The organism is Herminiimonas sp. Marseille-P9896, from assembly GCF_903993245.1.
GTDB classification, from domain to species: domain Bacteria; phylum Pseudomonadota; class Gammaproteobacteria; order Burkholderiales; family Burkholderiaceae_D; genus Oxalicibacterium; species Oxalicibacterium contaminans.
The window spans coordinates 190,116-204,435 of record NZ_CAJEVT010000002.1; the positions used below are offsets into that span (position 1 = coordinate 190,116).

At 55.1% G+C, this 14,320-nt stretch carries 12 protein-coding genes and 1 riboswitch; of the genes, 10 read left to right on the forward strand and 2 right to left on the reverse strand.

What is annotated here, in order from left to right:
* Positions 1–114 precede the first annotated feature (114 nt).
* The 4 genes from H7U06_RS06485 (at position 115) to H7U06_RS06500 (ending at position 6,386) form a co-directional block, all read left to right on the forward strand.
* Positions 115–894 (forward strand): ferredoxin--NADP reductase, encoded by a 780-nt coding sequence (locus H7U06_RS06485; RefSeq protein ID WP_175625370.1) that lies wholly within the window; start codon positions 115–117, stop codon positions 892–894.
* A 407-nt stretch (positions 895–1,301) separates the two neighbouring features.
* A complete protein-coding gene (locus H7U06_RS06490; RefSeq protein WP_175625371.1) occupies positions 1,302–2,981 on the forward strand; it encodes an efflux RND transporter periplasmic adaptor subunit in 1,680 nt (559 codons plus the stop codon).
* Positions 2,981–4,966 carry a MacB family efflux pump subunit gene (locus H7U06_RS06495; RefSeq protein ID WP_254873159.1) on the forward strand — a complete coding sequence of 662 codons (1,986 nt, stop codon included), beginning with the start codon at positions 2,981–2,983 and terminating at the stop codon, positions 4,964–4,966. The genes H7U06_RS06490 and H7U06_RS06495 overlap by 1 nt, the downstream gene beginning before the upstream one ends.
* A 1-nt stretch (position 4,967) precedes the next feature.
* On the forward strand, positions 4,968–6,386 hold the full coding sequence (locus tag H7U06_RS06500) for an efflux transporter outer membrane subunit (protein ID WP_254873160.1): 1,419 nt from the start codon (positions 4,968–4,970) through the stop codon (positions 6,384–6,386).
* 59 nt (positions 6,387–6,445) lie between these two features.
* Here the strand turns inward: H7U06_RS06500 and H7U06_RS06505 are convergent, their stop codons facing one another.
* Positions 6,446–7,735, reverse strand: a complete 1,290-nt coding sequence (locus tag H7U06_RS06505) for a cytosine permease (protein WP_175626062.1) — start codon at positions 7,733–7,735, stop codon at positions 6,446–6,448.
* Positions 7,736–7,789: 54 nt separating this feature from the next.
* A riboswitch (TPP riboswitch) is annotated at positions 7,790–7,885 on the reverse strand.
* Between the two features lie 307 nt (positions 7,886–8,192).
* Here H7U06_RS06505 and H7U06_RS06510 point away from each other — a divergent pair.
* Both H7U06_RS06510 and H7U06_RS06515 read left to right on the forward strand, forming a co-directional pair.
* On the forward strand, positions 8,193–8,630 hold the full coding sequence (locus H7U06_RS06510) for a nuclear transport factor 2 family protein (RefSeq protein WP_230089379.1): 438 nt from the start codon (positions 8,193–8,195) through the stop codon (positions 8,628–8,630).
* A gap of 310 nt (positions 8,631–8,940) precedes the next feature.
* A complete protein-coding gene (locus H7U06_RS06515) occupies positions 8,941–9,849 on the forward strand; it encodes a methylglyoxal synthase (RefSeq protein WP_175625373.1) in 909 nt (302 codons plus the stop codon).
* Positions 9,850–9,890: 41 nt separating this feature from the next.
* On the opposite strand, the gene H7U06_RS06520 is transcribed toward H7U06_RS06515, so the two are convergent.
* A complete protein-coding gene (locus H7U06_RS06520; RefSeq protein WP_175625374.1) occupies positions 9,891–10,703 on the reverse strand; it encodes a phosphate/phosphite/phosphonate ABC transporter substrate-binding protein in 813 nt (270 codons plus the stop codon).
* Between the two features lie 282 nt (positions 10,704–10,985).
* On the opposite strand from H7U06_RS06520, the gene H7U06_RS06525 reads away from it, so the two are divergent.
* From H7U06_RS06525 to H7U06_RS06540, 4 genes are all read left to right on the forward strand, one after another.
* Positions 10,986–11,474, forward strand: a complete 489-nt coding sequence (locus H7U06_RS06525; RefSeq protein WP_175625375.1) for a LapA family protein — start codon at positions 10,986–10,988, stop codon at positions 11,472–11,474.
* 127 nt (positions 11,475–11,601) lie between these two features.
* Entirely contained in the window at positions 11,602–12,027 is a 426-nt protein-coding gene (gene fliL / locus H7U06_RS06530; RefSeq protein ID WP_175625376.1) for a flagellar basal body-associated protein FliL, read from the forward strand.
* A 116-nt stretch (positions 12,028–12,143) separates the two neighbouring features.
* Positions 12,144–12,395 carry a DUF1289 domain-containing protein gene (locus tag H7U06_RS06535; protein WP_254873161.1) on the forward strand — a complete coding sequence of 84 codons (252 nt, stop codon included), beginning with the start codon at positions 12,144–12,146 and terminating at the stop codon, positions 12,393–12,395.
* 108 nt (positions 12,396–12,503) lie between these two features.
* A complete protein-coding gene (locus H7U06_RS06540) occupies positions 12,504–14,174 on the forward strand; it encodes a peptide chain release factor 3 (RefSeq protein ID WP_175625377.1) in 1,671 nt (556 codons plus the stop codon).
* Positions 14,175–14,320: the final 146 nt, after the last annotated feature.

Genomic DNA, 14,320 nt, shown 5'->3' on the forward strand with positions numbered 1-14,320 from the left:
GCTCCTTTTTCCCGGGAAACTCGGGAGCATCTGTCGGCACGCTCGCAATTTGTTTGCCCGTCTGCCTCGCTTGTTTGTACAAAAACAATTTGATATTTAGGATGTATTGATTTTATGGCTGCTTTTGACACTGTTCGTGTTCTCTCTGTCCACCACTGGAACGACACGCTGTTTTCTTTCACCACCACCCGTGAACCAAGCTTCCGCTTTGAAAGCGGCCATTTCGTCATGATCGGTTTGCCGATCGATGGCAAGAATGTGTTGCGTGCTTATAGTATTGCCAGCCCGTCGTGGGAAGAGCATCTGGAATTCCTGTCGATCAAGGTACAGGACGGTGCGTTGACCAAACATCTGCAAAACCTGAAAGTTGGTGATGAAGTACTGGTCGGCCGCAAGCCTACCGGTACGCTGGTTATTTCCGATCTGCTGCCAGCCAAACGTTTGTTCCTGTTCGGTAGCGGTACTGGCCTCGCTCCATTCATGAGCATCATCCGTGATCCGGATACCTACGAGCGCTTCGACCAGGTCGTCCTGGTACACGGTGTGCGTCTGGTGAGCGAGCTGGCTTACCGTGATTACGTCGCCAATGAATTGCTGCAAATTGAAGGCCTGGGTGAAGAGATTGCCGCCAAGTTGCTGTACTACCCAACCGTGACACGCGAACCTTTCGTCAATGAAGGTCGTATCACAACCGCAATCTCGACCGGCAAAATGTGCGAAGACCTGGGCATCGATCCTATGAGCCCGCTGACTGACCGTGCGATGATTTGCGGTAGCCCTGAGATGTTGAAAGACACCGCTGGCGAACTCGACAAACTCGGCTTTGAAGTATCGCCAGGTATAGGTCAGCCAGGTGACTACGTGATCGAACGCGCTTTCGTCGATCGCGGCTAATATCCTCCCGGGAGCGGCAGCAGTTGTCTGCCGCAATCCAGAAAAAGGCGCTGAATGTTGAACGAACATTCAGCGCCTTTTTTATTGTCTGTCGCACTTCACAAATCTTTACCTTATGGATACAGGGATAGTCTTGATTATGCGTGGCAGACTCGTTATCTTTAGGTGCCGTTAAGCCGGTGCTGTTATTGCCCCGGATGCACGTCACACGCCAGCCACGCCATTACGTTTTGGAATAGCCAGCCAGTCCGGGCAGGACTTGTGCACCATCCGTAATTTCCTTGTCATGCCCATGCTTCAAGATGGCGCATTCATCCAGCGCCGCCCTTGAACTTGCAGTCTGCGTCAGATGTACTTTCGTGCTGTATCTACCAACTTAATCGCTCATTTTTCGTATGCCTTTGTCCATGAAGTCCACCTCCTTTCTCACCGGCCTGCGCCAGCGTCTCTTCAGTCGTCGCGCATTGATAGCCTTATTGATCGTACTGGTGGCGGCTGCCAGCTATTGGGGCTGGAAGAAGTTCTATGGCAAAAAGGATCCGCGCGAAATGTATCAGGTCGCCGAAGTGCAGCGCGGCGATATCCAGGATCTGGTCACGGCAACCGGTACCGTGCAGCCGCTGGAGTATGTGGATGTCGGTGCACAGGTCTCGGGGCAATTGAAGAAGCTGTACATAGAAGTTGGTTCGGTCGTGAAAGAGGGCGACTTGCTGGCCGAGATCGACCCTACCGTTTTCCTGGCACAAGTGGATGCGCGCCGTGCGGGGTTGCGCAATCAATTGGCGACGATGAAAGATCGCGAATCGCAACTGGCACTCGCAACCTTGCAATACAACCGGCAGAAAAACCTGATGGCGGCCGATGCCACTACTGCCGATTCCATGCAAACAGCAGAAGCAGCATTGCGTTCGGCCAAGGCGCAAATCGATGCCTTGCAGGCGCAGATCGAACAGACACAATCCACCTTGCGTGCCGACGAAGCCAATCTCAACTACGCAAAAATTTATGCGCCCATGGATGGCACAGTGGTTTCACTGACTGCACGCCAGGGCCAGACCTTGAATGCAAACCAGACCGCACCGACCATCTTGCGCATCGCTGATCTGTCGACGATGACAGTACAGACCCAGGTTTCGGAAGCGGAAGTCGGCAAGCTGCGCAAGGGTATGGAAGTCTACTTCACCACATTGGGTAGCCAGGGACGTCGCTGGTATGGTGCGCTGCGCAAGGTCGAGCCTACGCCTACTGTGACCAACAACGTGGTCTTGTATAACGCCTTGTTTGACGTACCGAATAAAAACCAGGCCTTGTTGCCGAGTATGACGACACAAGTTTTCTTCATCGCGGCAACCGCGAAAGATGCCTTGCTGGTGCCGACTGCGGCAGTCACTACCAGTCGTGGTACCGGTGGTCGTCGTGATCGTGGTGATGGTAATGAACGCAAGGCGGCCGAGCAAAAAGGTAGTGCTGCTGGCGATAAGAAAACCACAGACAAGAAAGCTGAGAAGCCGGAAGCTGGCAAACCTGCGGCGCTAGCTGCGACGGCAAATACCGACAAAGCCAAAGCCGGTAGCCATCCGTTTGCCAACATGACTTCGGAAGAACGTCGTGCTGCTCTGGAAAAAATGTCGCCAGAAGAACGTGACGCCATGCGTGAGCGCCGCCGTGCCTTGCGTGAAGCTGAGAAGGCGGCAGAGACACCTGCGACGGATACAGCAGTAGCCGCTGTTGCCGCTAAAAAGGAAGAAGCTAAATCCGCCAGGGGTGAAAAATCAGCGACGGATAATGCCAGGGACACTCAACGAGTGGAATCAACCAGCAGTGGCTTCGCTGAACAAGCTGTTACCCGTGCAGTCCGCACTGGCACCGTCAAAGTGATAGGCAAGGACGGCAATATCGAACAGCGTAAAGTCGAGCTGGGCGTGACCAATCGTGTACAGATGCAAGTACTGAGTGGCCTGGAAGAGGGTGACACCGTTGTCCTCGGGCCCAAACTGCCGCCATCGACCAAACGTCCGGTATCGCCTGCTAACCAGCAAGGCGGCATGCCGCCAGGCATGGGCGGACCATCGGGCCGGGGTCGTTAATGGACGAGCAGATGGACATGGACGTCGTGAGTAACATCACGCGTCCCCATGATGAAACACCGCTGATAGAACTGCGCGGTGTCACCAAGACGTACCGCAATGGCGGGCTCGAAGTCGAGGTATTGCACGGCATAGACCTGAAGGTTTATGAAGGCGAATTCGTCGCCATCATGGGCGCGTCGGGTTCCGGCAAGTCGACCTTGATGAACATCCTCGGGTGCCTGGATAGGCCGACCACCGGTAGTTATCACTTCATGGGACGCGACGTTTCCGGCTTTGAGCGTGATGAGCTGGCGATGTTGCGTCGTGACGATTTTGGCTTTGTGTTCCAGAGCTATAACCTGATTGCTTCAGCCAGCGCAGCGGAGAACGTCGAAGTACCTGCGATGTATTCCGGCTTGCCGCCAGCCGAGCGACATGCACGGGCGCTGGCCTTGCTGAGCGAACTCGGGTTGGAAGAGCGTTCGCATCACAGGCCTAATCAATTGTCCGGTGGTCAGCAGCAACGGGTATCCATTTCGCGCGCGCTGATGAATGGCGGCCGCATCATCCTGGCCGATGAGCCAACTGGTGCGCTGGATAGTAAAAGTGGACAGGACGTGATGAAGCTGCTGGCCGACTTGTCGGCACGTGGTCATACAGTTCTCTTGATTACACATGCAAAGGAAGTTGCGGATCACGCACAACGCCTGATCGAGATCAAGGATGGCCACATCCTGTCCGATCCGGGACCTGCGCAAAAAATGCCGACCCAGGCCGAGTTCGTACGTCCGTTGGTGACAGGTGTCTGTTCACGTCTCGGCGATATGCTGGAAGCCGCCAAGATGGCCTTGCGTTCCTTGCGTGCGAACTTCTTCCGTTCTGTACTGACGCTGCTGGGTATTGTGATTGGTGTCGCGTCGGTGATCGCGATGCTGGCGATCGGTGACGGTGCCAAGGCAGAGGTGGTCGAGCGCATCAGCGCGATGGGTTCCAATTTGCTGCTGGTACGACCTGGTGTGCCTAACCAGCGCGGCTTCAATAGCACTGCGACGCTGGTGGTTGACGATGTAAGGGCGATTGATGAGTTGCCGAATGTGCTGGCCGCAGTGCCGGAGCAAAGCAGCAGCGTGACCTTGCGCTTTGGTACTTCGGATACTTCGACCAGCGTGACGGGTACCTCGGCCAAATTCCCGCTGGCGCGACAATGGCCAGTCGCGCAGGGTACTTTCTTCAGTGAAGAAGACGAATCGAATTACGCCGCCGTTGCGGTGCTCGGCAAAACGGTAGCAACTGCCTTGTTTGCGGATGAAAATCCTATCGGTGAATTTGTCCTGGTGAATAACCTGTTGTTCCAGGTCGTCGGTGTGATGTCGGAACGCGGGGCGTCGCCTATGGGTTCGGATCAGGATGATGTGGTGTTCGTGCCTTACTCCACCAGCAGCTTGCGTTTGTCGGGCCAGCGTTATCTGCGTAACGTCACGGTAGCGGTAGAGAATGTCGAGCACATAGACGATACGCAGGAAGAAGTCGACAAGCTATTGCTGGAGCGGCATGGCACGGTCGATTACCAGATCCGCAATATGGCCTCCATTATGGAAGCGATGGAGCAGACGCAGAATACGCTGACCATCCTGCTTGGTTCGATTGCGGCGATTTCGCTGCTGGTTGGTGGTATAGGCGTGATGAACATCATGCTGGTATCCGTCACCGAACGTACGCGGGAAATTGGGATCCGCATGGCAACTGGTGCACGTGAAGCCAACATCATGCAGCAGTTCCTGATTGAAGCCGTGGTGGTGTCGGCGATAGGTGGCGCGATCGGTGTAGTCGGTGGGCTGGCGACAGCCGCCGTGATCGATGCCTTCGGTACGCCTATCAAATACTCGCTGACCCCGGTGGTGCTGGCCTTTGGCTGTGCGTTCATGACGGGTCTGGTGTTTGGTTACCTGCCTGCGAAGAAAGCAGCGCAACTCGACCCTGTGGTCGCCTTGTCGGCAGAATGAAATGAAATCCATGAACACACGTATTACTTTCCGTCATACTCGCCTGGCACTGGCCGTCGCTGCCGTGCTGGCCCTGAGCGCCTGCGCCGGGCATATAGATGCGACCAAACCAAATGTTGAGTTGCCTGCCACCTGGGCAGAGTCCCCATCTGCTACCGCCGAATTGCAACGTGACTGGTGGCGCGGCTTTGGCTCGGATGAATTGTCTGGCCTGATCGATCAGGCGCTGGCCAACAATCCTGATTTGAATATTGCAGCAGAGCGCGTGACGCAGGCCGAGATCACGGCGCGCCTGGCCGGTGCTTCCTTATTTCCGTTGCTGACCGTCAGTGCGAATACCGGCGTCGGTTCCAACAAGCCGGGCGTAACGCCTACCGGCTGGACCAAAACGGAGAACACCGGTGTTGCACTCAGCGTCGCCTATGAAGTCGATGTGTGGGGCAGGGTAGCTGCAGTCGCCAGCGGTGCCAATGCCTCATTGAATGCCAGCCGCTATGATATGGAAACCGTGCGCCTGACGCTGACCACGGGTGTGGCGAATGCCTACTTCCAGACACTGGCCTTGCGCGTGCGCCTGAAGGTGGCGCAAGAGAATCTGGCGATTGCCGAGAAGGTTTATGCGATCGTCGAAGCGCGTTACCGCTATGGCTCGGCCTCGGCCCTCGATATGAGTCGTCAGCGCGGCACGGTGCTGGCGCAACGCAATATCCTGCTGCCTTTGCAGGTGCAGGAGCGGCAGACAGTCAGTGCACTGGCAATACTGCTCGGACGTCAGCCGCAAGCCTTGCAGGTAGCGGCACAGGATTTGAACGCATTGATGGTGCCGGAAGTCAGCCCGGGTTTGCCTTCGACACTGATCACGCGCAGGCCTGACCTGGCAAGTGTGGAAGCGCAACTGTATGCGGCCGATGCGAATGTGGCGGCAGCACGTGCGGCTTTGTTGCCGACGATTTCATTGACCGGTAGTGCAGGGAATTCCAGTGCTGCCTTGCTGGCGCTGGGCAATCCTGCATACGGCGTGGGGCTGACGGCTAGCTTTGTGCAGACCTTGTTTGACGGTAATCGCTTGCGTTTGCAAGTGCAGACCAGCGAATCAGTGCGTCGCCAGTTGGTCGAGAGTTACCGTCGCACCGTTTATGCATCGCTGAAAGAAGTCGATGATGCACTCAGCAACGCCAGCCGCAACCTGGCGCAGGAGCAGGCACAAATCGAAATCAGGAAAGAAGCGCGGCGTGCATTGCAATTATCTGAATTGCGCTATCGCGAAGGTGCGGATGATTTGAATACGCTGCTGGATGCGCAGCGTACCTTGTTCTCGGCTGATGACCAGTTGGCGCAGCTGCGTTTGTTGCGCCTGACTGGCACTACCGATGTCTTTAAATCACTGGGTGGTGGCTGGAGCAGGACGCCAGCGCAGTAAGCTGATATGCGAAATAAAAACGGCTGCCAGGGAAACCGGGCAGCCGTTTTTTGTTTAATTTATGCAGATTGCAATGCGGGGCGGCGCGCGATGCGATAAATACTGCCCAGCAGCAGCGTAATCGCCAGTGCGGGCAAGGCCGAGCCGACTACCGGCCACATCATAGGGCATAGATGGAATGCGGCAATGCCGACCAGCCAGATCGCGACCGGCACTACGTTCACACCTTTATCCGTGGCTTCGCCCTTCAATGCCAATTGCGAAATCACCACGCCGAACAAAGGCACAAACACCGAGCTCAGGGTCAGCAGGAATGGTTCGAGGCCATGCATGGGCAGGAACAGCGCGCAGGCAGTTGCAACCAGTGCGAGCGTGATGCCCCAGAAACGTATCGTGAATTTGCCGTGCAGGAAGTTCAGCGAGACCGAGCCGGAATACACGTCACCGTAAGCATTATCCATTTCATCGATCAGGATCAGGCCGAGTGCAATCAGGCCGCCTTGTGCCAGCAGCAGGGTGGTCATCAGGTCGGCACCTGGATTGGAAGTGCTGACGATCAGTACGCCCAAAGCGTGGCACCAGATATTTGCCACCGCGAAGCCGAGCCAGGTGCCACGGAATGTTGTGGCACCCGCCTTGCCGTAGCGCGCGAAGTCAGCCACCAGCGGCAGCCATGACACCGGCATCGCCATCACCAGGTCTATGCCGGCCAGCGTACTCATCGAGCCGTCACCGGCGCGGTGCCAGATTGCATCGAAGCCCTGTGCCTGTGCTTTCAAGGCGAATTGGTAGGTCAGCCAGATCAGCGACAGGATCACCAGCGGCAAGCCGAAGCGACCAACGAACCAGCGCACCAGGCCTATCATCGAACCGGTCGCGAGGCCCACCAGCAGCAAGCCCCAGAACAAGGCAGTGACATACGGCAGCCAGATCGTATCGAGGCCGGTGATGTCCTTGATCAATGCCGTCGTGCCGTCGCGCATGACGACCAGCTCGAATGCGCTCCAGCCTATCAGTTGCACTACGTTCAGGACCACCGGCAATTTGGCGAATGAAGTGCCCAGCGTCTGACACATCAGCACCGGGCTAGACAGGCCGCGTTCAAAACCGATATAGGCGACCAGCGCCAGCAAGGCAGCGCCGAGCACAGAGCCGACGATGATGGCGAACAGTGCGGTCTGTGTGCCAAGTGCAGTGCCAAGGAAAGCGCCGATTTGCATGACCAGCAGGCCGACACCGAGACTGAACCAGAGCGCGGCATGATCGCGGAAGGAAAACACGCGTTCGCTGGCAGGAATGGGAGTGAAAGCGGCATTGCTGCTGGCCGCAGGAGCGTTAGGTAAAGCCATCATGGTCTTTCAAAAAATAGATGGCAGGTCAGCGGATTCGATGCCGCGGCAGCGGCGATGGATTATGTGCTTTCCTGCGCGAGGATTACCTCAATCAGGTTCAACGGGTATCTCTCACCCACGCTATGCGCAGGACCCCGAGCCAAGTTTTCAGACAGGTCGCTACTTTGAGCCAAAAACCGTTTATAGGCAAGCCTCTGCGGGTAGCTGACCGGATTAGTGACGGTCAGGACAAGTCCGACTTGTGCAACTTATAAGTGATTCCGGTGACCAAGCAGGCGAAAAAGCAGAAAAGACTCCAAAAAACTGAACGACCCGGACTCCATAATATTTTTTCACAAAACGGCAGAACTGCCGAAGTCAGGAGGTGACGATTTCATTTGAACAGGTTTCATTTTTTTATTCTTTAATGAAAGGTTCTATTTCTATGTTTTTCCCGCGTACTGTAGTTGTATCTATGCTTGCTTTCGCTTTTGCTGGTCACGTTTATGCCAAGTCTGAAAAGTCTGAAGTGTGTCACGCCACTTCCGAAAAACAGATCGCTTCCTTGTTCGATCGCTGGAACGCCACGCTGCAAACCGGTGATCCGCAAAAAGTGGTCGCCAACTACGCCAGCAAATCCATACTGCTGCCGACTTTGTCGAACAAGCCGCGCCTGACGGCCGAAGAAAAAATTGATTACTTCAAACACTTCATGGAGCACAAGCCGGTCGGCACCATCAACAGCCGCACGATAGAGGTGAACTGCAATAGCGCCAGCGATTCCGGCTTGTATACCTTCAAGTTTGATGATGGCTCGGAAGTGAAGGCGCGTTATACCTACACGTACAAATGGGATGGCCGTGCATGGCTGATCTCCAGCCATCACTCATCTGCGATGCCGGAGAAAAACTAAAACGCTGTTGGAAAATGCCTGGCTTGGAGGTGCGGTGTTTGCGTACTTGGCTGCGCTTGATGCACAGCTATAAACCACAGGCCTAAAAAAGAAATGTCGGGTCGCACAATAAAACTTTGGAGGGGGAGCGACCCGACGAAAAAGGTTGATACTGTATAAAAACACAGTATAACATCGGCGTCGGCAAAAATCAAAAGCGCACATCAAGTCTGTTAAATATTTTCAGCCTTGTTGTACGAAAGATGAATAAAACTTGTCTCCATGATAAAGTTTGTGCGGTGCAATATTGCCCGTCTTCATTTTTATCCCTATGTCTGTTTCCCCGCATCAATTCCGCATCGGTTTAGCCACTAGTCGTACCCATCAGGATGCCCCGAATTCCGTCTTGGCCCGTTTGCTCAATGGCAGCCGTGTCGCGATCGAACAGCATTTGCAGCCGCAACTGATCGTCGTCGGACGCACATTGGATGCGATGGATCATCTGGGCCTGCTGAAGAATTACCCGCACATAGAACGCTTTCCATATGGTCGTCACGGCGGCTTGATGAAGCTGGTGTCACGCGTGGTGGATACCGATCCGACGCGTAGACTGGATGCCGTTATGTATTTGATGGACCCGGTGGATCCGTCCTCCATCTTTCCGGAAGCGGTCGCGCTGAAACGCCAATGCGTGATTCACGGCAAACCTTTCCTGTCGACGCTGGCTGGTGCGCAGGAATGGCTGGAGCTGGAATCCATCGCGACAGGCGCAGCACCGAATCCGGAGCTGGATGCGACCTTCGACCTGCAGCATGAAGGCATCGCGATGATTGCGCACGACGCGATGAAAGGCCGCATGCTGGAAATCGCCGAGCGTCATTTTGATTTGCTCGATCAGTTTGGTTTCCGCTGTGCGACCGGTACCACTGGCAGCCTGCTCAACAAGCTGGCGCAAAAGATCAAAGGCGAGGAAGCAGGGCGCAACTGGGTCAAGCCTTACCTGAGCGGACCTATGGGTGGCGATGCACAGATCGCTGAACTCATACTTGACCGGGATCAGTGTAGGCGCGTGTTATTCCTCGAAGATCCGCATGTGGCGCGCCAGCATGAAGCCGACATCCAGTTGCTGGAACGGGCGGCGCGCACGGTGACTGATTATGCGCTGTGTATCAGTAACGAAAATTGCGGTGAACGCTGGCTGGATTTGCTGCAGAAGCGCGTAGCTTTACGCGCAGTTTGAAAAGCTGACGGGCTGCATGAGTATGCAGCCCGGTTTGGTTGTTAGAGGCCGAGACGTGCGGTCGCTTCATCCATCACTGCGGCATTCCACGGCACAAAGCCGCTCATGCCGATGCGGGACAGGGCAGTGCGACCAGCCTCACTGTCCGGCAAAGTCAGCAACAGGGTTTTGACTTTTTCGCGGTCAGATTCGCTCAGTTTCTTCGACGCCAGGAATTGCTTTATAGGGATGGGTTTGGTCTCCGCCAGGATGCGACCGCCTTTGGCAGTCCAGGCCTTGGCGACACCGGCCGAACCAGTAACACCGGCATCGACAAAGCCGTTATCGATCATGAACGGCACTGCGTCCTGATAGCGGGTCGGGGTGTAGGTTTTTTCCGGATTGGTGAAGCGCAATTCGTGCAGGTTGGCGGTGAACATCACGGTGGTGATCGATTCGACCGACGGTACGCCTATTTTTTTGCCGCGCAGGTCTTGCAGGGTTTTCAGAGGTGATGCTTGCGCTACCAGTACGCGTGCACGGTAGTCGGTAAAGCCTTTGGCGGTGACCAGGCCTTCATAGCCATTCTTTTTGACCGCCTGCAAACCGATGTGAGCCGGATGGATGAAGGCGAGGTCGTATTTTCCTTCGGCCAGGCCTTTTTCAAATACCGCGTATTTGTCCACATTTTGCAACTTTACGTTTTGCTTGAGCTCTTTGGAGAGTAACGCCAACAGTGGTTTGTAACGTTCGCTGGCTGGTCCGCCTTCCTGATATGTCACACCTTCATTGATGGCCAGCACCAGGTCTTGCGCCGCTGCGGAGTTGATTCCGGCCGCCAATAAAGTCATGGCCAGAAAAGATGCGAGTTTCATATACGGCGCTCCGTAAAAATTGTTTTTATTGAGTAACTAATTCCACCGTGAATGTTACATTAACAATGCGCGGCAAAAGAGTTTTTATTGCATCTGCGCATCAATGCACAACAGTTTATTTAATTTATATCAATACCCAGTAAGTGGCCGGGTGTCGCAGGACACGATGCAATAAAAAAGGGTTGATCGTAAATCGTATGCAGTATGTGCGTTAGCCCATAGTTATAGCCCGGTTGTTTGCTTAGTATTTAGCGATGTGCCAACAAAAGGAGCGTGACCACTATGCAGATTCGTACTCTGTTCTTCGTTATCATCCTCGGAGCTATCGTTGCACTGGCGGCCTTGAACTGGGAAGCCTTTAATACCCCGACCGCGCTGTGGCTGGGCGTGGCGACCGTGCAAGCGCCTTTGGGATTGGTAATGCTGGGCCTGACCGGTGCGCTGACGTTTTATTTCCTGGTCTGCATCCTCTACCTGCAATCTTCGGTGATGCTGGAAGCACGTCGCCATGCGAAGGAATTGCAAAACAGCCGGGAGCTGGAAGCGTCACGTTTCAGCGAGCTGCATCGTTTCATCGAAGAAGAAATCCAGTCGGTGGCCAAGCAGGATGCGGAAGCCCAGACCGCCTTGTTGCAGCGCCTCGATAAACTCGATACCGGTGTCGTGTCGGCGGTGGAGCAAAGTGGCAATACACTGGCGGCCTACATCGGTGAGCTGGAAGACCGGCTGGAGCGCGGTGGCACCACGGTTACACCGAATCGACCTGTGTAATCAGCCGTATACGCACTGTGCCAGGCAAGTAAGGGTGTTGTAAAACTTGCAAACAGGCAACAAAATTCTGCGGCACGGGGTACATCAGTTAAACTAGTACCCCTTCTCCCTCTCTACGAGCTTCAACATGTCACCTGCCCGGCAATCCGGCAATTCCTTACTTGCGATACTTGTCGGTATGCTGGCCATCATGATCGTGGTCGCCGCCGGTATTGCCTTTGCCTGGTATTACCTCGAATCCGGCAAGAAACATGTGCCGCCGATTGCCTACGCCAGCTTTGATCCTATCGTGGTGCGTTCATCCGAGTTCGCGATCAAGACCACCATCGTGTTACAAACTGCGCCTGAGGAAGCCGCCTGGGTGCAGGGCAATAAAGCCGCGCTGACAGTGGCTTTGCAGACCGCTTTGGCCAGTGCTGATATCGAGCGGGTGAAGACGCCGGAAGGCGTGGCCTATATCCAGGGCCTGCTGCGCGATGCCGCCAACAAAGCGCTGCAGACGCGCAGTGTGCAAGAGGTCTTGCTGACCGATTATGTGTTGCAACTGAACTGACCTAGTCAGCCCAAGCCAGCTCAAACTGCCAGCCTTAACCAGGTTTCCGCCACGCGGAGCCGCAAAACGGAAATATCGAATAAGATCAGATATTTGCCGTAAGAGTAATTTGTCGCATGAGTAAGCCTGATAATCCCGAAAAAGTCGTCAACGATGCTGTTCCTGCCAGTCAGCCAGCTGATAAGCCACGCAATACCCTGCGTCCCGATTCACCTTGTGCCGGTTATTGCTCGACCTCGCATGGCGATGAAGTCTGCAAGGGTTGCGGCCGTACCTTCGATGAAGTGATCAACTGGATCATTTACGACGATGACGAAAAAGCCGCAGTATGGGCGCGCCTGGAAGCTGCAGGCTTGGTAAAACGTTAAGCGTTTCCCCTTTGGGCGGGTTTTCCCGCCGCCCGGCTATTCCCCGTCTGTCATAGACTTACAGGCCAAGAAACGGTAGACTTTAGCCCTTTTTCCAAGGGCTATTCCATGTCCGCCGCGCCCGAAACACCAACACCCGATTCCGCTGAAACCGAAGCGTTTGAACCGCGTACCGTTACCTCCGACCTGATCAATAGCGAAGTTGCGCGTCGTCGCACCTTTGGCATCATCTCTCACCCGGATGCAGGTAAAACCACTCTGACTGAAAAGCTGTTGCTGTTCTCGGGTGCGATCCAGCTCGCCGGTACCGTCAAGGGACGCAAGAGCGGTCGCCATGCGACTTCCGACTGGATGGATATCGAGAAGCAGCGCGGTATTTCGGTCGCCAGCTCGGTCATGCAGTTCGAGTACCGTGATCACGTCGTCAACCTGCTCGATACCCCGGGCCACCAGGACTTTTCGGAAGATACCTATCGCGTGCTGACAGCCGTCGACTCCGCACTGATGGTGATCGATGCCGCCAAGGGTGTGGAAGAACAAACGATCAAACTGTTGAACGTTTGCCGCATGCGCAACACGCCCATCATTACCTTCATGAACAAGCTGGATCGTGAAACACGCGATCCGCTGGAATTGCTGGATGAGCTGGAATCGGTGCTGAAGATAGAATGCGCGCCGGTGACCTGGCCGATCGGCATGGGTAAAAATTTCCGCGGCGTGTATCACTTGCTGCGCGATGAAATCATGCTGTTTGCAGCCGGTAACGAGAAAGCCGACCAGAGCTTTGAGATTGTTAAAGGCATAGACAATCCGCGCCTGGCGGAGATGTTCCCGCTGGAAATCGAACAACTGAAAATGGAAGTCGAGCTGGTACACGGTGCTTCGCATCCGTTTGAACTGGAAGCCTTCCTCAACGGTACGCGCACACCGGTCTTCTTCGGTTCCGCGATCAATAACTTCGGTGTGCGCGAAATCCTGAACGCCTTGCTGGATTGGGCACAGCCTCCGCGTGAGCGTGATGCGACTGTGCGTTCGGTCAAACCAACCGAGCTGCCATTCTCCGGCTTCGTCTTCAAGATCCAGGCGAATATGGATCCGGCGCACCGCGATCGTATCGCCTTCCTGCGCGTATGCTCGGGACGCTTCGAGCGCGGCATGAAAATCAAGCATTTACGCCTGAACCGTGAGATCAAGGTCTCCAGCGTGGTGACCTTCATGGCGTCTAGCCGTGAGCAAGTGGAAGAGGCGTACGCCGGCGACATCATAGGCTTGCCGAATCACGGCAATATGCAGATCGGTGACAGCTTCTCTGAAGGCGAATTGCTGCAGTTCACCGGCATTCCTTACTTTGCACCGGACTTCTTCCGCGCGGTGCGTATCCGCAATCCGCTGAAGATCAAGCAATTGCACAAGGGTTTGCAGCAGTTGGGTGAAGAGGGCGCGATCCAGGTGTTCAAACCTATCAATAGCAGCGACCTCGTGCTGGGTGGTGTTGGTGTACTGCAGTTCGAGGTAGTCGCCAGCCGTTTGCTCAACGAATATGGCGTCGATGCCGTATTCGAAGGCACCAGCATCAGCAGCGCACGCTGGATCACTTGCGATGACAAAAAAATGCTGGCTGATTTTGAAAAATCATCGGCCGGTCATAACCTCGCACATGATGCCGCAGGCAACCTCGCTTACCTCGCCAGCTCGGGTGTGAACCTGCGACTTACACAGGAACGCTGGCCTGGCGTGACCTTCCACGAAACGCGTGAGCACGCAGTCAAACTGAGCTGATAGTGTTCACCTTATCCCGTTGCTGCCTTCGCCGTTGCAGTAGCGGGATCAAATTTCCCTCCCTGATTTGCCGCCACGCAAGAGCAACAACAATGCTTGCCTGATGCCTGCATTCTTGGCATCGTGTAGGCAATTGCCTGCAACAA

Coding starts and splice junctions, on each gene's coding strand:
- H7U06_RS06505 (WP_175626062.1), bottom strand. CDS start 7,735: ATGGCTTTACCTAACGCTCCTGCGGCCAGCAGCAATGCCGCTTTCACT.
- H7U06_RS06520 (WP_175625374.1), bottom strand. CDS start 10,703: ATGAAACTCGCATCTTTTCTGGCCATGACTTTATTGGCGGCCGGAATC.
- H7U06_RS06540 (WP_175625377.1), top strand. CDS start 12,504: ATGTCCGCCGCGCCCGAAACACCAACACCCGATTCCGCTGAAACCGAA.
- H7U06_RS06535 (WP_254873161.1), top strand. CDS start 12,144: ATGAGTAAGCCTGATAATCCCGAAAAAGTCGTCAACGATGCTGTTCCT.
- H7U06_RS06525 (WP_175625375.1), top strand. CDS start 10,986: ATGCAGATTCGTACTCTGTTCTTCGTTATCATCCTCGGAGCTATCGTT.
- H7U06_RS06500 (WP_254873160.1), top strand. CDS start 4,968: ATGAAATCCATGAACACACGTATTACTTTCCGTCATACTCGCCTGGCA.
- H7U06_RS06490 (WP_175625371.1), top strand. CDS start 1,302: ATGAAGTCCACCTCCTTTCTCACCGGCCTGCGCCAGCGTCTCTTCAGT.
- H7U06_RS06510 (WP_230089379.1), top strand. CDS start 8,193: ATGCTTGCTTTCGCTTTTGCTGGTCACGTTTATGCCAAGTCTGAAAAG.
- fliL (WP_175625376.1), top strand. CDS start 11,602: ATGTCACCTGCCCGGCAATCCGGCAATTCCTTACTTGCGATACTTGTC.
- H7U06_RS06495 (WP_254873159.1), top strand. CDS start 2,981: ATGGACGAGCAGATGGACATGGACGTCGTGAGTAACATCACGCGTCCC.
- H7U06_RS06485 (WP_175625370.1), top strand. CDS start 115: ATGGCTGCTTTTGACACTGTTCGTGTTCTCTCTGTCCACCACTGGAAC.
- H7U06_RS06515 (WP_175625373.1), top strand. CDS start 8,941: ATGTCTGTTTCCCCGCATCAATTCCGCATCGGTTTAGCCACTAGTCGT.